A 22,763-nucleotide genomic window follows, 5' to 3' on the forward strand; every position below is an offset into this window, starting at 1 on the left:
AGGAAGAGAAATGGTATACCATTTCTCTTTTTTTTGTGCGTATATTCTGAAAAGCTTGTACATATCCATGTATAAAGAAGGTGATGCAGTGAAAAAGTATGCAATTCGAATACATGGGAAGAAGCTGATTTCGTTACTCCTTTTATATGCGCTAATAGTAATTATAATAGCGTCGATTTTGACGTCATTTTTACATACAATGAAATCGAATTATGCAAATCAATGGTTTGGAAAAGTATCGATGCAAGGTTTTGTTCAAATGATAGAAAGTGAGAATCGCTATTACGGATTTGATTATTTTAAGAAGAATAAAAGAGAGTCAGTTGGGAATTTAATGTTCTCTATCGCGACAGATTTGAAAATTAAAGATTTAAGAACATTCGTCGGTAAAGAAGTACCTGGTATGTCAAAGTATTATTCTAATATTATCGTAGCTGGGGAAGGGACAAACTTGACGAATATCCCAAATGAATCTAGTGTACCGATTGAAGAAGTAACGAAAGAACGGGAAATAGCAAAAGATAAAGTTACAGAAGCGGAAAAGAATAATCCGGTTCAGAAAAAGAACGGAGCGAAAAAAGGTGAAAGTGCAGTATATATTTATCATACACATAGCTGGGAATCCTTCTTTCCATTATTACCAGGGGCAACTGATCCATCTAGCCCAGATGTAAATGTGTCTTTACTAGGGAAACGTATGAAAGAGCAACTTGAAGGACAAGGAATTCCGGTAGTTCATGATAAAACGAATATGGGTGATTTATTAGCGAGTAAAAAGTGGGTATGGTATCAGTCATATAAAGCGTCTCATGAATATGTAAAAGAAGCATTAGCACAAAATAATAAAATTGCGTTTCCGATTGATATACACCGTGACGATCAGCGTAAGAAAGTAACAACAAAAGTAATTAACGGAAAATCGTATGCAAGATTATATTTTATAATTGGGATGGAAAATGAAGGCCGTGCTGAAAATGAAAAAATTGCAAGAGCGATCAATAGTTATTTAGATGAAAACTATTACGGATTAAGTAGAGGGATTTTTCCAAAGTATAAAAAAGATGGAAATGGCGTTTATAACCAAGATTTATCGAAAAATGCGATGTTAATTGAAGTTGGTGGTGTTGATAATACGTTAGATGAATTATATAACACAATTGATGTGTTAACAGAAGCGTTTAGTAAATATTATTGGAATGATGCGGAAAAAGTGAATGGATGAGGGACGGGAGACCGTTCCTTTTTTATTTTGGAATCTTAAAATGTGATATAATGGAATTTTATGAATATTAAATAAAGGGAGAGAGAAACATGCAAATACTACTAATACGCCACGGAGAATCAGAAGCTGATATTTTACATGTGCATGAAGGTCGAGCTGATTTTGAGTTAACTGACAAAGGGAGACAACAAGTACAAAGACTTGTACAGAAAGTGAAAAAAGATTTTTCACCAGATTTCATTTGGGCAAGCACATTAAAACGCGCTCGTGAAACGGGTGAAACATTAGCAGAAGCAATTGGTTGTCCAATTCAATTAGAAGAGGAATTAATGGAGTTTAATAATGGAGTGCAAGCAGGCTTATCATTTGAAGAAGCAAAGAAATATCCAGAGCCAAAGTTTCTTCATGATCGTTTTGAAAACGGGGAATCGTTTATTGAGTTTCGAATGAGAATAGAAGGAATCTTTTCTAAAATCTTGACAGAGAATACATATGACCGAATTGCAATTGTTGCCCATGGAGGCGTAATTAATAGTCTATTACGTGCATTTTTCAAAATGCCAATTTCAATGGACTACTATTTCAAAATGGGAGATACGGGAATAAGTTTAATTGAAATTGAGGGTGAACAAAAAACGGTGCATTTCATTAATGATACGAATCATTTGGACGGGATGTAAAGACTTATGTACAAAGTTGTATTTTTCGATGTTGACGGTACGTTATTAAGTGAGATTGATAGAAGCATGCACGAAAGTACAAAAGAAGCGGTACAAAGATTAATAGATAAAGGAATTCACGTAGTTGTTACAACTGGAAGACCATATAGTTTATGCTCACAATTTAAGGAACTAGGTATAAATACGTTTATTTCAGCAAATGGTGCACATATAAAATGTGGGAAAGAAGTTATACATAAATCAGTACTTTCAAGCGAAATCGTTCATGATATTTCAAATTTTGCTGAATTACATGGTCACAGTGTTTCTTACTTTACAGAAGAATTTGCAATGAATAATATTGCTTCCAAAGATGAACGTGTCATGCGAGCGTTAAATGAAACTTTAAATTTAGAGCAGTATCCTGACAAAGTTAGAAACTTATCAGATGAAATGTATTGCATATGTCTGTATGCTGATGACACAGAAGCTCAAAAATTCATTGAAAGATATCCAGCACTTACGTTTGAGCGTTTTCATGGTTACGTTATAAATGTATTGGAAGATAGTAAAGTATCGAAGCTAACTGCAATTCAAAAAGTATTGGAACATTTAAATATTAGTAAATCAGAAGCCATTGCCTTTGGCGATGGTGGAAATGATATTGAAATGTTGCAGTATGTAGGATTAGGAGTTGCGATGGGAAATGGTGGAGAGGAGTTGAAGAGAAGGGCTGATTTCCTTACAACGAAGGCGAGTGAAGGCGGAATTTCTTATGCGTTAAAGAAGTTGCGCATTATTTAAAACTAATAGTTAGTCAGTGTGAAAAATCCTGTTTTAATAATGGCTTTTGTTAATATGTATACTGTTTTAGGGAATTATTTGAGCTCTCCTACTTACAATTTAACTGCAGAACAAATCCTTTATTTTCGCTTAGCAGGGCTGTTTGGTATGTTGCTGTCACCACTTGCAGGTCGTTTAACAAAGAGGTTTGAAGTAAGGAAAGTTCTTCAAGGAGGATTGTTGATTGCTATTTTTAGTCTAAGTTCAATGGGCTTTGTTTCGTATCTATCTCTACTTGTAATGATGAGTGTCTGTTTTGTAATAGGTATTGCTATATCCGTTCCGTCTTTAGTTTCTCTTGTAGGTCAATTAGGAGGGAAAGCAAGGGGAATAGCAGTATCTATTTATACTTTTATTTTATTTTTAGGTACTAGTATAGGACCTATCATTTCTATTTATCTTATGAAAATAGGCGGTTATGCTCAAACATTTATTTTATTAGGAATGATACTTTTTATTGGTTTTGTAGCTTCTCTATTTATAATTAATGAATGAGTGGAAAATCACTCAAATAAAGGAATGCGAGGATCTTTCATATGCTCGCATAATAAAATATGAATTTGTCCACGATGATGATAAAAGTGTGCAACGATTTCAAGTAACCATTCAAAGCGCGAATAAGAAATACCCCAATAGGCAGTCATAACTTCTGCTAATTCTATTTGGGAGTAGGAAAGAAATGTTTTAGAGAGAAGGTTGTATCCTTCAATCATCGTTTGTTGCATGTGAGCAACTGTTACGGGCGTATGTTCTATATAAAAGGTATGTAATTCTTTTTCTGAAATACCATTTAAAATGAGTAAATCAGCATGACAAATAAGAGAAAGATGTGCACACATTTCAAATAATGATCGTTTTGAGTGAATCGGTTGTATTTTTAAATCGTTTTCACTATATTGGTTAAGCATATAAATAGAAGTATCAATAGCAACTTTTAGTTGATGCAATGCAGATTGAACAAACATTGTAATTCTCCTCGTCTCCGTATATAATAGTTTCTTGAGGATATTATATCATACTCAAAATTCCGAAAATTCTAGTAGTTTGACTAGCATAATGAAAAGTATTATATTGTAAAAGGTCATATGAAACGTGAAATAGAATGGAATGCAATTATTGAGTTAGGAGTTAGACCAATGAGTTTGAAATATGGAAGAGATACAATTGTAGAAATTGACTTAAATGCTGTAAAACATAATGTAAAAGAATTTAAAAAACATGTAAATGATGAAGAAATTAAGATGATGGCTGCTGTAAAAGCGAATGGGTATGGCCATGGGGCAGTTGAAGTTGCCAAAGCTGCAATTGAAGCTGGGATACATCAACTTGCAGTTGCATTTGTAGATGAAGCAATAGAATTAAGAGAAGCAGGAATTACTGTGCCGATTTTAATTTTAGGATACACACCAGTAGCGGCTGTAGAAGATGTAATTCAATATGACGTTATGATGACTGTTTATAGAGTAGAAGATTTACATGGTATAAATGAAATTGCAAACCGTCTTCAAAAGAAAGTACAAATTCAAGTGAAAATTGATACAGGAATGAGTCGTATCGGTTTACAAGAAGAAGAAGTTAAACCATTTTTAGAAGAATTAAACCGTATGGAGTATGTAGAGGTAGTAGGGATATTTACGCATTACTCTACGGCAGATGAAATCGATAAATCATATACGAATATGCAAACAAGTTTATTTGAAAAGGCTGTTAATACAGCGAAAGAATTAGGAATTCAAATACCATATATTCATAGTTCAAATAGTGCGGGATCAATGGAATTAAGTAACACATTTCAAAATATGGTACGCGTTGGAATAGGCGTGTACGGTATGTATCCGTCAAAAGAAGTGGATCATTCAGTCGTTTCTTTACAGCCTGCGTTGTCGTTAAAATCAAAAGTAGCTCATATTAAACATGCGAAGAAGAATCGTGGTGTAAGTTATGGGAATACGTATGTAACAACTGGTGAAGAATGGATTGCGACTGTACCAATTGGTTATGCTGATGGTTATAATCGTCAATTATCTAATAAAGGCTATGCGTTAATTAACGGGGTTCGAGTACCTGTTATTGGCCGTGTTTGTATGGATCAGTTAATGTTGGATGTTTCAAAAGCGATGCCAGTACAAGTAGGAGACGAAGTAGTATTCTACGGTAAACAAGGTGAAGAAAATATCGCAGTAGAAGAAATAGCGGATATGTTAGGTACAATAAACTATGAAGTTACATGTATGCTAGATAGAAGAATTCCGCGTGTCTATAAAGAAAATGACGAAACAACTGCAGTTGTAAATATATTAAGAAAAAACTGAATCATTTCGATTCAGTTTTTTTATTCATATCAAATGCGAATATACCCTCGTTATGTAATACGGAGTAAACTTTGTGAAACACACTTTTTAGTTCATCTAAATTAAACTATCACCGGCAGAGATGACCAGTCCCGCAACAAAGATCTAATATACGAGAGTAGGGAAGAGCATCTTGTAAAACGAGGCTGGGTAGGAGTGTTAAACAAAATGTCTCCAATGTTTATTATAGATGTTTGCTAAAATATCATAATTAGAATAAATTGTTTTTTTAACATATGTATTCACCTAAAAATTCATTAAATTATAATAGTCATGCCTCGTTTTAATTTCAAAACCACATTGTGTATATAGTTTTAAAGCGTGGATATTTTTCGTTTCGACGTCTAACTCAATTGTTGAAACTCCTTCTGTAATAAGGGTATGTACTATATTACAAAGAATATCTTTTCCGTATCCTTTACCTTGATAAGAAGGATGAACGGCGAATCCTGATAGTGTAGTAGATTGCTCTTGTTTAGAAACTGTAATTGTTCCTATCACTTTTTGAGCAATAAGGGCACTGTAAACTTGATGGGAAGATGAATTCATCATTTTTTGTAACCATGTAGCCGTATTTTCTACTGAATCACCAAAAGCTTTACTAGAAATTTTAATAAGGTCAAGAAGTGATTCTGAAGGTGCAAGAGTAAGCTGTATATTATTATCTGTTGTTTTTTGAATTTCGTTTGTTTTGAACGCCATACTATATTCACTATATAAATATGGTAACTTCATATGTTTTACAAATGCATTCCCAGAAATAGAATCCCCATTAATAATAAGAAGAGCTTCATCTGTCGCTCTATTTTGTATTTCTTTCATTGCAGTTTGTAAAAGGATAGTTCCGAAATGTTGTTTTCTAAAATGAGGATGTACAAAGCCTATTAGTTCAAGCTTTGTTGGTCTTTCGAAATCATACATATTTAAAGCGCCAATTAATTGAGTACCGTTATAAAGAAGAAAAACGTTTATATAATCTTCATTTCGATTTTTTAAAAAGTTGATATGTAAATCTGAAGAGTAATCAAGATTATCTTGTTGTCCGCAAATATAAGCTAAATCCTTCATTTGCTGTATTTCACTTTCTGTTACAGAACGCTTTTTCTGAATATCCATTGTATACTCCCTCTCATTTGTATTTAAAAATAGGATGGGTGACTTAACCATTTCTTTAATTCCACATTACCTTGCACAGATAACAGTCGGTATAAATAACGATAAGGCTGTCTATATTCTTCTAAGTGAGGAATAGACATAATTGTTTCGTAACCACTTTTAAAGGCATGTGCTTCTTTTTCGGTAAGTACATATTCTAGTCCGATAAAATCAAACTCTCGCGGAGCAACAGCGTAAGCTTCAGTATCTACTAAACCCGTAATAGTTGTACCGTCAGATAAAAATTGAGTAGGATCCATATCAATTAAGACGAGTGTAGATTCCTTTGGTACGGACAGGGAAGAAAGTTGTGATTCAAAGGTAGGGAGTGCATTTTTTATGCTTTCATCATCGGAATAAAACATATTCACAAGCTCTTTACTCACGTTTAAAATATGTGATTGGAATTCATCTAGTGGAACTTGGAACGTGCCAGACGGATTTCCTATGAAATCGGCTTTAAATTTATGTATTTCTGCAAGTCCTTTTCCTAGGCTGAATAAAATAGAATCTGGTTGCTCGATAAAAGATTGAACTGTGTTACCTACTAACTTTTCGACCACCACAAATTCACGGCTATTTAAAACATGTTTTTCTAATATTGTTGGGATAGGAAGATTCGTATGTTCTTGCAGCAATGTATGTACAGTTTCTAAATGATGGACGTTCCTTGGATCAATTCCAAATAGATTTTTACATCCCCACCAAAAATCATTATTTGGTTCTTCATTCATTTTAGAAGCACGAACGATAACTTCTGTATCTTCTGTTTGAACGAGAAAAACATCACTTGCATGATCTTCATAACCTGGGTGCAAGGCTTGAACGGATAGAATAGGTGAATTGAATAGTTGTTGTAACATGAAAAGACTCCTTTTTCTGTAAATTCCATAAATTCATTATATAACAGATGATGAGTTATGAGGATAAAGATAAAAAGATTGAAAGCATACTTACATTTATAGTGAAAACTCATTAAAAATATTATATTTCTCTATTTTTGTATGAATTGTCTAAAAATAATGGTGGTAATACTTGAATGTAAGACTCGTATCTTTAAATCTATGAAGAGTAAAAGTAAAATTAAGCATTCATTTATAAGATTGTGAATCACAATAATGTAGACTATAGAAAATATTTCTCAATAATAAAATGAAGAGAAAAGCATGAAGAAGTAGAATGCATTCATTTATAATAGACTTAAATTAATTAATATAATTAATTGTTAATTTTATTATATTAATTGGATAGGAGAGAATGTTATGGCAAATGTACTCGTAATAAATTTTCCTGGGGAAGGTCATATTAATCCGACTTTAGCTATTGTAAGTGAGTTAATTCAGCGAGGGGAAACAGTTGTTTCTTATTGTATTGAAGATTATAGAAAGAAGGTTGAAGCAACAGGTGCGGAATTCCGAGTGTTTGAGAATTTTCTCTCTCAAATTAATATTATGGAACGAGTAAATGAAGGTGGGAGCCCTTTGACGATGCTATCTCATATGATTGAAGCATCAGAGCGTATTGTTACTCAAATTGTAGAAGAAACAAAAGAGGAAAAATACGATTATTTAATATATGATAATCATTTTCCAGTAGGACGTATTATAGCGAATATTTTACAATTACCAAGTGTTTCATCCTGTACAACGTTTGCTGTTAATCAGTACATTAATTTTCATGATGAGCAAGAATCGAGACAAGTAGATGAAATGGATCCATTATATCAATCTTGTTTAGCGGGAATGGAAAGATGGAATAAGCAGTATGGAATGAAATGTAATAGTATGTATGATATTATGAACCATCCTGGTGATATTACGATTGTATATACTTCAAAAGAATATCAGCCACGTTCAGAGGTATTTGATGAATCGTATAAATTTGTAGGTCCATCAATTGCTACTCGAAAAGAAGTGGGGAGTTTTCCTACCGAAGATTTAAAAAATGAAAAAGTGATTTTCATTTCTATGGGAACAGTTTTTAATGAACAACCTGCTTTGTATGAAAAATGTTTTGAAGCTTTTAAAGATGTTGATGCGACAGTCGTATTAGTCGTTGGTAAGAAGATAAATATAAGTCAATTTGAAAATATCCCGAAAAACTTTAAGTTGTATAATTATGTCCCGCAATTAGAAGTTTTACAGCATGCTGATGTATTCGTGACACATGGTGGTATGAATAGTTCGAGTGAAGCGTTATATTACGGTGTTCCATTAGTTGTAATTCCGGTAACAGGAGATCAGCCATTCGTTGCAAAACGATTGACTGAAGTAGGGGCAGGAATAAGACTTAATCGCAACGAGTTAACTTCTGAATTGTTACGTGAGGCTGTAAAGAAAGTAATGGATGATGTGACGTTTAAGGAGAATAGTCGTAAAGTGGGAGAGTCGCTTAGAAATGCCGGTGGATATCAAAGGGCAGTTGAGGAAATATTCAAATTAAAAATGAAGCCGTACGTAAAGATTAAATAGATGTTAAAAACACACTTACTTTTAATTTGTAAGTGTGTTTTTAGTATTACGCGTTACATGTGTTACATAAAAATAGCGATAAAGGAGAAACTTTTCTGTATATAAATCGATACCTTTGAATTAGTAGTAAAATTACGTTAAAATAATACTAAGAAAATATATAAGTTTTGGGGGTAATGAATGAAGAAAGTATTTGAATACGTATTATTAACAATTGGCTCAATTATAGTAGCAGGTTCATTAGAGCTTATTTTAGCACCTAATGGATTAGTAGATGGCGGGGTAACGGCTATTGCTATTATGGCAAATAAAGTCGCAGGATTGCCGCTTTATGGTGTGTTCTTAGGAATTAATATCCCAATTTTATTATTTACTGCAAAAGTAATGGGAAAGAAATTTTTTATCCGTACATCTTATGCGAATGTAGTTACAACACTCGGATTAATTTATTTAAAACCATTTCCAGCAATTACGACTTCTGAGTTATTAATTGTACTTTATGGTGGAGTACTGTTTGGAATTGGTGTTGGGATTGTTGTTAAAATGGGTGGAGCAATTGACGGTTCGGAAATGTTGGCAGTTTGGATGAATAAACACTTTAATGTACCGATTAGTACATTTTTACTTGCAGTAAATGCAGTTATTTTCATTTTTGTTGCCATTTTATTTTCAATCGAACAAGCGATGTTCTCGTTAGCAATTTTCTATATTGTTACGAAGATGATTGATTTTATACTAGATGGTATTAATCAAGGTAAGAGCGTTATGATTATTTCTGGTAAGAATAAAGAAATAGGCGATTTACTTATGAAAGAATTGCAACTATCTGTTACGTATCTACATGGAGAAGGTGGTTTTTTAGGGGAGCATAAGAGAATCATTTATTGCATTACAAACCGATTCATTTATCCGAAAATGAAAGATCTCGTTCTCTCTGTAGATCCAACCGCTATAATTGAAGCTTCCTATTCAACAGAAACGACTGGTGTGAAACGTCCGGGAAGGAAAGTTAGGTCAGGTGAATAACTAGAAGAAGGCTGTCCAAAAAGTTATTTTGGAACAGCCTTCTTTTTTATTTTGTTGAATTGTTAACATGTTACAAGTTAAACCCAATGTTAACAAGTTTCCTTGCAACTAGGAAACCAAGCGTCTTTCAATAATATAGCCAACGTTTCAATTTTATTTTCCGGAATACTACCAAAGCCGAGTAATACGTATGATTCCTTACGTAAATCATTCACGAAATCATATGGAGAAAGTGGGTATAATTTAACGCTTTGTTTTTTAGCGGATTCAATCAGTTCATTTTCATTCATACTGTTATTTACACATAAAACAATATGAAGTCCGGACTGTTCGCCAAGAATTTGAACATTAGCCCCCATTTCTTTCGTAATGGATTTTACTAACGTATGATGTTTTCTTTTATATAGTGTACGACTCCGATTAAGGTGACGTTCCCAATTCCCGTTTTGTATAAAGTTAGCAAAAGCAAGTTGTTGTATTGTAGAGACTGTTTGTTTGAAAATTCCATGCAGTTCTTGATATGTTTTTAAAAGATGTGGTGGTAAAACAACATATCCCATTCGTAAAGAAGGTAAAAAAGATTTTGAGAAAGTTCCCATATAAATAACGCGTTCATTTGAATCAAGACTTTGTAAAGAAGGAATCGGCTTACCAGCGTAGCGAAACTCTCCGTCATAGTCATCTTCAATAATGTATCCATTGCAATCATTAGCCCACTTTAACAATTCTAATCTTCTAGATAAAGGCATAATAATCCCGAGTGGAAATTGGTGTGATGGTGTAACGTATGCGACATTGGAATTTGTATTGTATAAACTAGAAATATCAATCCCTTTTTCATCCAATAGTATGGGATGAATTTGTCTATCACAGCTTTTAATAATTGCGTGTATACGGTGAAATCCAGGGTTTTCAATGCCGTATTCTTTTGTAGGGCCAAGCAGTTGAAGTAGTAGCCAGAGAAGTGGCTGTGTTCCGGCGCCGATCACAATTTGATCAGGTGAAGAATGTACACCGCGAGAATGATATAAATATGTTGATATATGCTCTCGAAGAGCGAATTCACCTTGAGGATCTTCTTTGGCAAATAGTGCATTTTCGTATGTAAGTATGGATTCTTGTAATGCTCGTTTCCAATTTGTAATCGGAAATGCATTTTGATCAATAAGCCCTTGGCTACAATCATATTCAAATTTTTCTTCTATCAAATTGTTCGTCTTCTTTGCTGCATTTCGTTTTTTATTTGGGATAACGTCAATATCGAAATTTGCTACAAAAATACCACGTTTCGGTTTACTTTCTGCATAACCTTCAGCTAATAACTGTTGATAAGCTGATTCAACAGTAATGCGGCTAATATTAAGTTGTGATGCTAAATTTCTGTGTGAGGGTAGACGTGTGCCAACAGAAATAGTCCCTTGTATAATTTCAGCTTTTATATATTCGTAAATTTGCAAGTAAATAGGTGTGTTACTTTGTAATTGCAATGGGATAGTAAAATCCATATAAAACTCTCCTTTAAAACTGGCCTTATAAAAAACACTTAAACTGCCACTTAAGTAAAGGGTAGTTTCTTTCTATAATAATGATATAACATTTAGAAAATTATTTAAATAGTTAAGGGAGAGTTAAAAATGAATGTTAAAGAAGTAGTAACAGAAGAGCAATTACATGAAGTATTACCTGTTTTACAGCAATTAAGAACGAAACTTTCAAAAGAGGAAACAAGCTCTTTATTTCGAAATATGAAAGAAGAAAATTATAAACTATTTTCGCTGCGTAATGAGGATGGTGAAGTTGTTAGCCTTGCAGGTGTAGCAATTTGTACGAACTTTTATAATAAGAAACACGTTTTCGTATATGACCTTGTAACAGCAGAAGCACATCGTTCAAAAAGACATGGGAAAGTATTACTTTCGTATATAGAGAACTGGGGAAAGGAAAACGAATGTGAGTCTATCGTCCTCACGTCAGCATTTTCAAGAATTGATGCTCATCGTTTTTATGAAAGAGAAGGGTATGATAAGGTGAGTTATTCTTTTCATAAAGAATTATAAAAAATAAGAAGAAGTTGTCCCGCAAAAGTTGGGAACAGCTTCTTCTTATTTTTTAAGTTATTATTAAACCGTAAATAGGTTGTAAGTTATGGTATATGTATTTGAAAAGGTTATATAGTGTATTTTGTCGAATTGTTTTAATTTAATAAAGAGAATGATTGGAGCGCTTATACTTGAAAAAAATAAAGGAACTATCAATCCCTAATGATGCTAGAGTTATCGTCATATCTGATATTCATGGAGAATTAAATCTTTTAAAAGAAGCACTACATAAAGTTAACTTTAAAGATGAAGATTATTTAATTATTAATGGAGATCTTTGCGAGAAAGGACGAGATAGCGTAGGCGTAGTAAACTACGTTATGAATCTTGTAAAGAACAATTCAAAGGTTCACGTTGTTGAAGGGAATTGTGAAGTTATAGTTGATGCTCTTCTAAATGAAAATCCTGATCTTATTAATTATTTATGTATGAGAAAGCACTCGATTTTTAATGAATGGCTAGAGCAATTGGGTTTTTCAGTTCATGAGGGCACTTCAATTCGTGAAGTGAAAGAAGCATTGTTAAGTGAATTTTCACAAGAACTATATTGGCTAACAGAGTTGCCAACAGCGATTGAAACAGAAGATTATATTTTTGTGCATGCCGGTCTAGAAGATAGAGTAGATTGGAAACAAACTGAGCGCAAAAATGCGATAGCAATGCCACAGTTTTTTAATAAATCACATAAAGCAAATAAGTATGTAATAGTTGGTCATTGGCCTGTCGTGAACTATTCTGAAGAAGCACCGTCTAACAATCCAGTTATTGATAAGGAGAAAAAAATTATTGCAATTGATGGAGGAAATGCAATTAAAGAAGCAGGGCAATTAAACGTATTTATTATTCAGAGGAAACAAACGGGCGATACGTTTTCTTATACATATGTAGACTATTTTCCGGAGTATGAAGTAATAGCGGATTTTAATGCAAATTCAGAAATGCAGGGCGGAGTGACATATCCGTATTATTACATAGAGCCTATCCAGAAGATGCAAGATTACACCGTATGTAAACAAAAGGAAACGAATAATTTACTCACTGTAAAAAATGAATATATGAAACAACTTGAGTCAGGTGAATATACAGTGAAAACCGATATTTCTTGTGCGCAAATAAGCGTTAGGAAGGGAGATATCGTTTCTCTCATTGATGATAGCTGTTCAGGATATGATTTAATTAAAAAAGATGGCGTAGAGGGTTGGATAGGGAAAGGGATTTTAGTTGAGATAGAAAAAGTGAAAAATAAAACATTAAGCTGAAATAGGAGGGATATAACCTCCTATTTTTTTAAAGGAGTAGATTGCTTGCTGTCTTTAATAAGTAAATAAATCGTACTCGGCAGAATGATAAGCGTCATTCCTAAAAGAATTGCTAGTATGCCATAACCTCTATAGGGAGCAGAAACGATAAAAGGAAGTATCGCTAAAAAAATACCTGCTATCATCATTGAAATACTACTAATATTTGAAGCTCTTTTTTCAAGGTGCTTATCATTCCATTCTAATGAAACGGTTGATTTAGTCGTATCAATTTTGGAACTGAAATAACCTATTAATATAAATAAAAGCCCTAATGCTAAAAATATGAAATGATCAAGAGGAAGTGAAAAGCCAAGAGCGATGAGGGCGATGACAATATCGACAAAAAATAAGAATAGTAACATTGTGTTGCCGATCCAATGGAGAAATTTCTGGTTACTCGCTGCTTTAGATAAAGCTAAAAATACAAAGAATAAGAAGGAACATATAATTATATTTACGATTACAAAAGTGCTTTTATCCATTGTTGATGTAGGCGTTCCATTGAAGTCCCATTTCGTAACAATATTTGATGGTAAGAAGAAATATAGAATAATATTTGTCGTAATAATAGTGAGAAATATAGCAATACTAAATCGATTATTCACTAAATCACCAGCTTTCTAAATCAATAATTGGTATCTAATAACAAAATTATACAATATAATAAATGATATTAGTTTTGATTTTTCTGAAAAAATATTATAATTATATATGAAATAAAGAGGAATGCAGGAGGGAATTATGCAAAACGTTGTATTAAAGGGGAAGAAAGTTACAATTCGTACAATAGAAGAATCGGATATAAAAACATTATGGAATATCATATTTAAAGAAGAAAGCCCAGAATGGAAGAAATGGGATGCGCCATATTTCCCGTTCTCAATGCAAGAATACTCTTCCTATAAAGAGAAGATGCAAACTCGTTTGCAAGAAGAACCACTGTCAAATTTAATTATAGAAAATAACGGTCAAATTATAGGGACGGTCGGATTTTATTGGGAGCATAAACCGACGCGTTGGTTGGAGATGGGAATTGTTATTTATAATCCAACTTACTGGAATGGTGGCTACGGTACAGAAGCGTTAACGTTATATCGAGATTTATTATTTGAAAAGATGGAAATTGGTAGAGTAGGGCTCACGACTTGGTCTGGTAATGAACGAATGATGAAAGTAGCGGAGAAAATAGGAATGAGCTTAGAAGGTAGAATGCGAAAGTGTCGTTATTATAACGGAACATACTATGATTCTATTCGAATGGGCATGATTCGTGAAGAATGGGAAGCGCTATGTGTAACGAAGGGGTGAGAAAGATTGTACGCTATTATTGCTACATTTGATGGTGTGTTTACTAATAAAATTACAGAACTGCAAAATGAATTAACAAATGTAATTGGAACAAATCAATTAGCTGGAGTAGAACCTCATATAACGATTGCGGATTATAATGAGTTAGATGTTCATTTGTATACGGAGAAACTAGGGGAGTTTGTAGCTATTCAAGAAAATATAGACGCAGTAACTTTTCCTTCTGTTGGAATTTTTCCTACTAATGGAACGGTCTTTCTAGCGCCGACCGTTACCGATGAATTGTTAAAACTTCATTATTCTTATCATGATTATTTTAAAACTTTTCATGACAACCCAAATTCATATTACGTACCGGGAAAATGGGTTCCGCATTGTACAATTGCAAATAGATTACATACAAAGCAGTTTTTAAGTGTAATGGAATATATTTATGGAAAGTTTAATTTTGCAACAGCTTCAATTGAGAAATTAAAATTAATTAAGGTGAATTATGAAAATGGTTTTGCCGTTTCTTCTAGTATATTAGCAGAATATAATTTAAAGAGAATGGAGACATCGAGATGACATATATAATTAGAGAAATGAAGCAAGAAGACATTCACGCTGTACAATCAGTAGCAAAAATAGCTTGGCATGATACATATGAAGGCATTATTCCGAGAGAAATTCAAGATAGTTTTTTAGACGAGGCATATTCTGATGAAAAAATGAAATATCGTCTTAAAAATACACATTTATTCGTTGCGGAAGAAGAGGGTGAAGTAATAGGGTTTGCGAACTTTTCACCTGTTAGACTACAAAACGAAGCGGAATTAGGTGCGATTTATTTGTTACCAGATCAGCAAGGAAAAGGGATCGGAAGTGCTTTATTACAAAAAGGAATTAAAGCATTAAATGGGATACGGAAATTGTACATACATGTAGAAGCAGCAAATGAAAAAGGAAAACGCTTTTATGAAGCGAAAGGTTTTGCTGAATTAGAGCAATTTGAAGAAGACTTTGAAGGACATATGATGCAGACAGTAAGGATGGTTTTATACGTATAAGGAGAACTAGTAATGAAAATTTTTGATTTTAGTGAAAAAGTAGGAAAGCACCTATCAGTATTTCAATCTAATTTCATCATGTCGAAAATATTAAACCATCGAGGAAATATACATATCGGTGCTATGCATTTACACGAGAATGGAATCATCGGTAATCATGAAGCAGTTGTATCTCAACTGCTTCTTATTGTGGACGGGACAGGATATGTATGTGGAGTAAATAAAGAAAAGATAAAGATAGAGGCGGGACAAGCTGTGTTTTGGGAAAAGGGAGAGCTCCATGAAACAAGTACAGAACACGGATTAACGGCAATTGTTATGGAAGCGGAGAATCTTGAACAAGCGATAGTAATGCCTATTATTCAAGGGGAGTTGTGAAAAATGATAATTAAGGCGAATCAAGAAGATACCAATGAAATATTAAAATATGCGGCTCAATCGCTTTTTGAAGGGACGAGAGGCAATTGTCAATTAAGTACCAAGAAAGCAATTGAGATTACAAAGCCGATTGTAGAAAAAGGAGCATACTATTTAATTATTAAAGAAGAAAATAAAGTAATGGGATGGATATTAATAGGGGAAAATACAGACTATTTTTCTCGTGAAAAACTTGGATTTATATATGAATTGTACGTTTTCCCAAAATATCGCGGGAGAGGATTATCGCGAGAACTGATGGAAGCTGGTATTAAGGAATTAAAGGAGAAGTATTCAGAAATTCGGTTGAATGTATTTGCTGGGAATTTTGCAAAAGAGATGTACGAAGAGTTTGGGTTTGTTGAAAGGCAGGTAATTATGACTTTGAAGTGAGTATTATAGTCTGAATGGGAGGAAAATAATGATTTAGTGGCTACTTTATCGCTGGGATTTAAAGTGAATAAGTCCTTATAAATATATAAAATAGATGGTTTGCCTTTATTTTATAGTAGATTTATAGAGTGTGCTTAAAAAACAAATAAATTAGTATTATACAATATATCGTTATTATAGTAAAAGAGAAATTTTGGAAAAATATCATTTTTTTGTTTAGAAATTTTTAAATTATTGATATAATCAATTTGTAGAATTGATTATTGGTTAATTTTACTATTTTTTAATTTTAAGGGGGATTTAATAATGGCAGGACAAATTCGTATGTCACCAGAGGAGCTTAAATCGAAAGCGACTCGATATGGACAAGGTGCAAATCAAATTGAGGACATTTTACGTCAACTACAAAACTTACAAAATGAATTAAGAGGAGAATGGGAAGGTCGTGCTTTCGAAGGTTTTGACCAACAGTTCAATCAATTAAAGCCAAAAGTACAAAACTTCGCACAGCTATTACAAGAAATTAATATGCAGCTTAATAAAACTGCAGAAGCTGTTGCTAGACATGACGAAGATCTTTCTCGTAATTTCGGTCTACAATAAGACAGATAAAAAGAAATATATAATTTAGCCATGCAACCATACGTTGTATGGCTAAATTACTTTAAAACTAGAGTAAGATACGAAGTCTTTCATTAGATAGACTCGCAGTCGCAGGAGTGATAAGTAGTGAAAAAGTTCAAATGGAGCATCTTGTTGTTTATTATTTTAGCTCTTGTACTATCAACAGGGGTCTCCTATTTAGCATTAAATCAAAATGTTAAGAAAGCTAATGAGAATACTACACCAAAAATGACAGTTGCGTTGGTAAATGAAGATCAGGGTACTGTATTTGAGGGTAATAAAATAGCGTTTGGAGATCAATTTGTTAAAAATGTAAATAAAAATACGAAACAAGAATGGTACGTAGTTAGTCGCGGGGTAGCAGAAAATGGATTGAAAAATAATAATTACAATATGATGATTGTTATTCCAAATGATTTTTCTAGGAAAGCAGTTGCGATTGATTCAGAGATTCCGGAGAAATTAACGTTAAACTACAAAGTAAATGCAACTGGGAATAAGGATTTGAAAGCTGAGGCAGAAAATACAGCTTCTGTTATTTTAGAAGATTTCAATAAGCAAATAATCGACGTTTATTTTGCGAGTATTATCGGTAAGCTACAAGGTGCACAAGATAATATAGGTAAAATAATTGAAAAAGGAAACGTTCAAACAACTATGTATAAAAAAGATATACATAGTCCGTTAGCGAATTACACAAATCAATTTAAAACAGTACAAGATTATACAGGTGTTTCTGTTAATAGTTTCAAAGGATTTCAGGATGTTTTAAAAGGTTTCGGTCAAGCGTTAGATGAAGGGAATAAATCTAACAGTACGTACTTAGATGGTTTTAATAACTTTCAAAAAATGCAAACTGATAACAATTTGTTAGCGAATAATTTCACAAATCAATTCAATCAATATATGAATGATATGAATACAGGCGATGCTTTAAAGCAATTAAGTGCATTGGAATCCGCTAATAAAATTATTTCAAATCAATTTACGTTTTCAGAGAAAGAACCAAATATTTTAACTGATGCTTCAGCAATTCAAAAATATTTAGCAGATGTAAAAAAACAAGTGTCTGAATATGATACAGAACTTGCAGGGAAGTTAGAAAGTGATATTCAAGAGACGGTAATTAAGAAATTAAAGCAATCTATATCGAATGATGGAAAGCAAGAAATCTTCATAAATACATTAATGAAACAACCAGATGCTCGAATAAAGAAACAAATCGAGAATTTAATTGCGAAATTACCTAGTTTAAACATGGAAGAAATCGGTCAAAGTGATTTGCCAGATACAACGAAATTACAACTGCAAAATGTAATTCAATTTACAAAAAAATATAATAAAGAAAATAATTTTTATTATGATCCTGTAAATAAAATATCTTTAGGAAACGCAATTAAAGAAGTAAAGGATAGACTTTATACAGAGGGAATTACATTTAGTGATACTGCTAAAGTAATTAAAATGGAATCTCCGCAAATTTTGAAGATAAAGATTCCAGAAGAATTTAAACTAGATGGAAGTACAGGATTCTTACATATTGATGATGTGGATCGTACAAGTGACTTTCTTCAAAGCGAAGCAGGAGAAATTACAATAGCTCCTCGTAATGAAGGGGATATAAAGATTAGCTTGGATGTGAAGTTAAAAGATCCAAACATCAATATAGATGTTTTCTCTCCTGTAACATGGCAGTGGGAATTGAGTGGGACTCATACAAAAGAAACTAGTCCTGAAAAAGAAAAACCTAACAAAGAAGATAAAGGAACACAAACGGAAAATAGCAAGGTGGAAAATGTGGTTCATAAATCACAGTATGGCATAATGCCGTTAGTACACAATGCTAAAACGCCTATTATTCAAAAAACAGAACAGAGTAATAATGGTGACAGTGTCAAGCCTGATGCAGGAGGAAAACCTGATACGGGAGGAAATCCAGACACAGGAGGAAAACCTGATACAGGAGGAAAACCTGATACGGGAGGAAAACCTGATACAGGAGGAAAACCTGATACGGGAGGAAAACCTGATACAGGAGGAAAACCTGATACAGGAGGAAATCCAGACACAGGGGGGAAACCTGATACAGGAGGAAATCCAGACACAGGAGGGAAACCTGATACAGGAGGGAAACCTGATACAGGAGGAAATCCAGACACAGGAGGGAAACCTGATACAGGAGGAAATCCAGACACAGGAGGGAAACCTGATACAGGAGGAAATCCAGACACGGGAGGAAACCCTGATACAGGAGAGAAACCTGATACAGGAGAAAAACCTGATACAGGAGAGAAGCCAGACACTGGGACAGATAACGGTAGCAATTCAAAAATTATTGAAAGTACAACGAATCAAGTTATACATCAAAAAACAGAAAAAATACCAGATATTACTTCTAGTGTATTAATAAAAGAAGCAGTAGATACAGTCGAAAGTTATCAAGGTTTAATGAGCCTTTACGAAATGTATTATGGGATTGATTTAAGAACGAAAGATGTAGGTCCTAAGTTAGAAGAGGGAAGTTTAGATGCAATTGCGACGGATCAATCTTTGTACTACGTATTAAATAAACAAAGTTTAATTGATTTAATTTCAAATCTTGTTTCATCAAGTATTACTACAGAAATAAAGCAAGATATGTCAGGTTTAAAACAAAAAATAAACTCTTATCAACAATCTATTACTAGTGCGGATCAAAATTCTATGCTACTAGCGGAGAAATTAAATGGAACGACGCAACAAGCAACTAGTATGAATGAAAATTTAGGAGAGTATTTAAAAGGTTTAGCGAAATGGCGTGAGAATAGCTTAAAGCTAGTTGAAGAGCAGCAAGTATTAACAACAAATCATGCTGGTGAGCAAACAGCTATTTTATCGTTAGATTCTGGTATTAAATCATTAATGATGCAAAGTCAGTCATTGGTCGAAAGTTCGAAGCATAGTTTAGCAACTTCAGACGATGTATATAAAACATTTGATCAAATTAATGGACAAGCAAAAGAAATTCAAGACAGCGGAACGACAATTGTTTCGAAAGCTGATTTATTACTAAACGACTTTACGAAGAAAATGGAAGATGATAAATCATTCTCCAAAAACTTTACGAAAATTTTAGCGAATAGTCGTATTGGAGATCGTCAAAATGAAATGCTATATGACTTTTTAGCTAGTCCAGTTCAAAAGCAAAATGATGGAGTAATTGTAGCAGGTAATGCTTTTACACCATACTTAATTGTATTAACTTGTTTCATTGTTGCATTATTTACAGCATACGCAATTGCGAATCAAGAAAAGAAACGAATGCAATCAGATCATTTTGAAGAGAAATTCTCATTAATTGATATGAATGTACCAACTACAGTAGTAGCTTTCGGTATATCAATTGTGGAAGGGATTAGTATAGGTATCATTTCTGGGCGTCTTTTAAAGTTCGGTCAGGATCAAAGTTTACTATGGATTGCGTTCATCACATTTATTATGATGGCATTTGTATTGGTCTCAACCTACTTATTAAGACAAATAAAAATGGTAGGTATGTTTATACTATTAGTATTTTTAAGCATGTACCTATTTTTAACTGAGGCAGTTGGAAGTAAAGTAGATCAAATGTCCTCTGTCGGAAAGATACGTCAATTCTCACCGCTTCAGTATATAGAAAGTTTTCTAAATGATTTTATTAGTGGTAAAGATACTGGGAAAGTTATTTTTGTCGTATTGTTTGTAATTGCCATTATTGGATTGGTTAGTAATCTATTTGTATGGCATAAGAAATGGGAGGAAAAAGCAGTAAATGATCAAACAATGGAGCATAGTGGCTAAGTTATCATTTCTCTCTATCCTTTTACTGTTTGTCGCGCTACCGATAAGGAGCGCGGCTGACAGTTATCTTGGTGATGATGGGAAGATTAAGTTTAAAGTGGATCGACTTGAAGAAAGCGACCAAGAAAAAAATAAAAAGGAACATAAGGAAACAGAATTAGATAAAGCATCGATTGAGTTATTTAACAAAGATATAGAAGAAGAAATTGAGAAAAAGAAAAAGAAAGAACAAAAAGATATGGAAGCTTTGCGAGATGCTCTTTTTATAAAACAAAAAGAGAATAATAGTGTTAAAGATACGAAAAATAGTTTGTTTAGCAGTGAATACATTGTCAGAAAAAGTGCAGATGAAGTAGCAAGTAATGAAACAATGAATGAAGAGCCAATTAGTATAACAATAATATTATTATTTGGCGGCGGCATTCTACTTATTTGTATCGGTATTTATACGGTTCTTCGTAAAAGTTGGAGGTAAAGCGATGGCAATACAAACACATATCAATGTGACAGTAGATTTTAGTAAATGGAATGGAAATACATATGATTTGCGTATTCCGAATCATCAATCTATTAAATATTTATTGAAAAACTTATTAGATACGCTAAAGATTGATAATCATGAAGGTTCACATTTTGTGATTAAAGTGAAAAATAAGTCAATTGTTTTAACAGATAATGATCGTTTAATTGATCACCAAATAACAGATGGAGATATTTTGCAAGTTTTATAAAGAATATTTTTTACTTTTAGTTATTTGAAAATAAGTTATTACGGGTTATAAAGAAAAGGAGAAGAGGATAAACATGACGGAAAAAATAATTCAAATTGATGCAATGAACTATCAATTTCAAATAGAAAAAGAAAATTGGAAATTGGAGATGACCAAATCTCAAACACGTATAAAAGACTTCCGTCAATTCGATATAATTACGGGCATATCATCTGAATTTGTACCATTAACAATAGAAGAAACGGATGATATGTTTACGTTTCTATATCAAGTAGATAAAAAATTATATAAGTGGGACGATCTTAGCCGTTTTAGAAGAAATGAGAAATTAAGACTACTTCGGAATGTTGCGCAGTTTCGTAAATATTTAAATAAACGAATCACGTTCTTTTTACATCCAGACAATATAGTTTTTAATGCTAATTTAATACCAAGTATTATACATAGAGGAATTCGAGATATTGTTCCGCCAACCCCGTTATTAGAAGAGCAGTTTTTAACACAATATAAGTGTCTAATTATTGCTTTATTCTCCCAAAAACATAACTTTGATGATTTGTATGCTGGGTTACTAAAAGATGCAAAAGAAACAACATTTGAACAGACCGTTGCTCAAATGGAAAGCTTAGATGCATTACTGCAGTTTCTTGATGACAGCTTTGAGAAGGAACAAACAAAAACAGAAAAAAATATGCAGTTAGTACCTAAAAAAAGCTATAAATCATTTAAATACTTAGCTTTTTCCTTCATAGCGGCGACAGTTATTTTAGCTGCTCCTTTAATATATTTCACTTTTATAAAATTTCCTTATCAAAATAAATTGTTAGAAGCAAATGCAAGTTTCATAGCAACTGATTATGACAAAGTCATTACGCAATTGAATGAGGAGGAGTTTGAATCATTACCGATTGCATCTAAATATGAGTTAGCATTTGCATACATTACAGCTGAAAAACTAGGTGAAGCTCAAAAGAAATCGATTATGAAAAACATTAGTTTGAAAAGTGATGAAAAGTATTTGCTGTATTGGATGTATAACGGAAAAGGTAATTTTGATAAATCATTAGATTTAGCTAAGACACTTGATGATCCTCAGCTTATTATGTACGGCCTTGTTAAACAAATTGAATCACTGAAAAATAATCCAGATTTATCAGGGGAAGAACGTGATCAAAAGTTAAAAACATATGAGCAACAATTAGATGAATATAAAAAGAAATATGGCAATTCATCAAGCGATAAAAATTTGTCGGACACAGAGAAAAAAGAGTAAGCACTTGATGAGACAGTTGAAA

At 33.0% G+C, this 22,763-nt stretch carries 23 protein-coding genes and 2 pseudogenes; 19 read left to right on the plus strand and 6 right to left on the minus strand.

Annotated elements, in window-relative coordinates:
- Positions 1-10 precede the first annotated feature (10 nt).
- From spoIIP to ACTFRU_RS13265, 4 genes and pseudogenes are all read left to right on the plus strand, one after another.
- Positions 11-1,222, plus strand: coding sequence for a stage II sporulation protein P (gene spoIIP / locus ACTFRU_RS13250; protein WP_306663766.1), 1,212 nt, complete (start codon positions 11-13; stop codon positions 1,220-1,222).
- Positions 1,223-1,311: 89 nt separating this feature from the next.
- Positions 1,312-1,902: a histidine phosphatase family protein gene (locus tag ACTFRU_RS13255; RefSeq protein ID WP_001166439.1), complete on the plus strand. Its 591-nt coding sequence runs from the start codon at positions 1,312-1,314 to the stop codon at positions 1,900-1,902.
- Positions 1,903-1,908: 6 nt separating this feature from the next.
- The gene (locus tag ACTFRU_RS13260) at positions 1,909-2,685 is read left to right on the plus strand and encodes a Cof-type HAD-IIB family hydrolase (RefSeq protein WP_000278974.1); all 777 of its coding nucleotides are present in this window, start codon (positions 1,909-1,911) and stop codon (positions 2,683-2,685) included.
- A 30-nt stretch (positions 2,686-2,715) separates the two neighbouring features.
- Positions 2,716-3,219: pseudogene (locus tag ACTFRU_RS13265) on the plus strand (MFS transporter); the annotation flags it as partial.
- 8 nt (positions 3,220-3,227) lie between these two features.
- Here ACTFRU_RS13265 and ACTFRU_RS13270 read toward each other — a convergent pair.
- On the minus strand, positions 3,228-3,689 hold the full coding sequence (locus tag ACTFRU_RS13270) for a DinB family protein (RefSeq protein ID WP_000498002.1): 462 nt from the start codon (positions 3,687-3,689) through the stop codon (positions 3,228-3,230).
- Between the two features lie 171 nt (positions 3,690-3,860).
- Here ACTFRU_RS13270 and alr point away from each other — a divergent pair, with 171 nt between their 5' ends.
- Complete coding sequence (alr, locus tag ACTFRU_RS13275; protein ID WP_002182683.1) at positions 3,861-5,036, plus strand: alanine racemase; 1,176 nt, start codon at positions 3,861-3,863, stop codon at positions 5,034-5,036.
- Positions 5,037-5,058: 22 nt separating this feature from the next.
- Here alr and ACTFRU_RS13280 read toward each other — a convergent pair.
- The 3 genes and pseudogenes from ACTFRU_RS13280 to ACTFRU_RS13290 all read right to left on the minus strand — a co-directional run.
- Positions 5,059-5,321 (minus strand): annotated as a pseudogene (locus tag ACTFRU_RS13280) (class I SAM-dependent methyltransferase); the annotation flags it as partial.
- A complete protein-coding gene (locus ACTFRU_RS13285) occupies positions 5,322-6,191 on the minus strand; it encodes a GNAT family N-acetyltransferase (RefSeq protein WP_025710181.1) in 870 nt (289 codons plus the stop codon).
- Between the two features lie 23 nt (positions 6,192-6,214).
- Positions 6,215-7,093 carry a nitrate reductase gene (locus ACTFRU_RS13290; RefSeq protein WP_088363311.1) on the minus strand — a complete coding sequence of 293 codons (879 nt, stop codon included), beginning with the start codon at positions 7,091-7,093 and terminating at the stop codon, positions 6,215-6,217.
- A 399-nt stretch (positions 7,094-7,492) separates the two neighbouring features.
- Here ACTFRU_RS13290 and ACTFRU_RS13295 point away from each other — a divergent pair, with 399 nt between their 5' ends.
- Together ACTFRU_RS13295 and ACTFRU_RS13300 are read left to right on the plus strand one after the other, a co-directional pair.
- On the plus strand, positions 7,493-8,701 hold the full coding sequence (locus ACTFRU_RS13295) for a macrolide family glycosyltransferase (protein WP_006923787.1): 1,209 nt from the start codon (positions 7,493-7,495) through the stop codon (positions 8,699-8,701).
- A gap of 180 nt (positions 8,702-8,881) precedes the next feature.
- Positions 8,882-9,727: a YitT family protein gene (locus ACTFRU_RS13300; RefSeq protein WP_000755127.1), complete on the plus strand. Its 846-nt coding sequence runs from the start codon at positions 8,882-8,884 to the stop codon at positions 9,725-9,727.
- An 89-nt stretch (positions 9,728-9,816) separates the two neighbouring features.
- On the opposite strand, the gene pdxR is transcribed toward ACTFRU_RS13300, so the two are convergent.
- A complete protein-coding gene (gene pdxR, locus ACTFRU_RS13305) occupies positions 9,817-11,232 on the minus strand; it encodes a MocR-like pyridoxine biosynthesis transcription factor PdxR (protein WP_006923789.1) in 1,416 nt (471 codons plus the stop codon).
- 129 nt (positions 11,233-11,361) lie between these two features.
- On the opposite strand from pdxR, the gene ACTFRU_RS13310 reads away from it, so the two are divergent.
- Together ACTFRU_RS13310 and ACTFRU_RS13315 are read left to right on the plus strand one after the other, a co-directional pair.
- The gene (locus ACTFRU_RS13310) at positions 11,362-11,784 is read left to right on the plus strand and encodes a GNAT family N-acetyltransferase (protein WP_001101118.1); all 423 of its coding nucleotides are present in this window, start codon (positions 11,362-11,364) and stop codon (positions 11,782-11,784) included.
- Positions 11,785-11,957: 173 nt separating this feature from the next.
- Complete coding sequence (locus ACTFRU_RS13315; protein WP_284996385.1) at positions 11,958-13,085, plus strand: metallophosphoesterase; 1,128 nt, start codon at positions 11,958-11,960, stop codon at positions 13,083-13,085.
- A 20-nt stretch (positions 13,086-13,105) separates the two neighbouring features.
- Here ACTFRU_RS13315 and ACTFRU_RS13320 read toward each other — a convergent pair whose 3' ends face one another.
- A complete protein-coding gene (locus ACTFRU_RS13320; RefSeq protein WP_048535501.1) occupies positions 13,106-13,732 on the minus strand; it encodes a DUF1648 domain-containing protein in 627 nt (208 codons plus the stop codon).
- Between the two features lie 136 nt (positions 13,733-13,868).
- Between ACTFRU_RS13320 and ACTFRU_RS13325 the strand changes: the two genes are divergently transcribed.
- The 10 genes from ACTFRU_RS13325 to essB all read left to right on the plus strand — a co-directional run bounded on the left by ACTFRU_RS13325 (position 13,869) and on the right by essB (position 22,741).
- Positions 13,869-14,435 (plus strand): GNAT family N-acetyltransferase, encoded by a 567-nt coding sequence (locus ACTFRU_RS13325; protein WP_001181857.1) that lies wholly within the window; start codon positions 13,869-13,871, stop codon positions 14,433-14,435.
- A gap of 6 nt (positions 14,436-14,441) precedes the next feature.
- Entirely contained in the window at positions 14,442-15,002 is a 561-nt protein-coding gene (locus ACTFRU_RS13330; protein ID WP_006923797.1) for a 2'-5' RNA ligase family protein, read from the plus strand.
- Positions 14,999-15,484, plus strand: coding sequence for a GNAT family N-acetyltransferase (locus ACTFRU_RS13335; protein WP_000221048.1), 486 nt, complete (start codon positions 14,999-15,001; stop codon positions 15,482-15,484). The genes ACTFRU_RS13330 and ACTFRU_RS13335 overlap by 4 nt, the downstream gene beginning before the upstream one ends.
- Positions 15,485-15,496: 12 nt before the next feature.
- Entirely contained in the window at positions 15,497-15,862 is a 366-nt protein-coding gene (locus ACTFRU_RS13340; RefSeq protein ID WP_000688074.1) for a cupin, read from the plus strand.
- A 3-nt stretch (positions 15,863-15,865) separates the two neighbouring features.
- Positions 15,866-16,294 carry a GNAT family N-acetyltransferase gene (locus ACTFRU_RS13345; protein ID WP_000584245.1) on the plus strand — a complete coding sequence of 143 codons (429 nt, stop codon included), beginning with the start codon at positions 15,866-15,868 and terminating at the stop codon, positions 16,292-16,294.
- A gap of 306 nt (positions 16,295-16,600) precedes the next feature.
- Positions 16,601-16,897 carry a WXG100 family type VII secretion target gene (locus tag ACTFRU_RS13350; RefSeq protein ID WP_000918601.1) on the plus strand — a complete coding sequence of 99 codons (297 nt, stop codon included), beginning with the start codon at positions 16,601-16,603 and terminating at the stop codon, positions 16,895-16,897.
- Between the two features lie 126 nt (positions 16,898-17,023).
- Entirely contained in the window at positions 17,024-20,737 is a 3,714-nt protein-coding gene (gene esaA / locus ACTFRU_RS13355) for a type VII secretion protein EsaA (protein ID WP_440037683.1), read from the plus strand.
- Entirely contained in the window at positions 20,709-21,212 is a 504-nt protein-coding gene (gene essA / locus ACTFRU_RS13360) for a type VII secretion protein EssA (protein WP_086389010.1), read from the plus strand. The genes esaA and essA overlap by 29 nt, the downstream gene beginning before the upstream one ends.
- A gap of 4 nt (positions 21,213-21,216) precedes the next feature.
- Complete coding sequence (locus tag ACTFRU_RS13365; protein ID WP_001007571.1) at positions 21,217-21,468, plus strand: EsaB/YukD family protein; 252 nt, start codon at positions 21,217-21,219, stop codon at positions 21,466-21,468.
- A 73-nt stretch (positions 21,469-21,541) separates the two neighbouring features.
- Positions 21,542-22,741, plus strand: coding sequence for a type VII secretion protein EssB (gene essB / locus ACTFRU_RS13370; protein ID WP_290102341.1), 1,200 nt, complete (start codon positions 21,542-21,544; stop codon positions 22,739-22,741).
- Positions 22,742-22,763: the final 22 nt, after the last annotated feature.

The sequence above is a fragment of the Bacillus cereus group sp. MYBK220-1 genome, assembly GCF_051916445.1.
In the GTDB taxonomy this organism is placed as follows: Bacteria; Bacillota; Bacilli; order Bacillales; family Bacillaceae_G; genus Bacillus_A; species Bacillus_A cereus.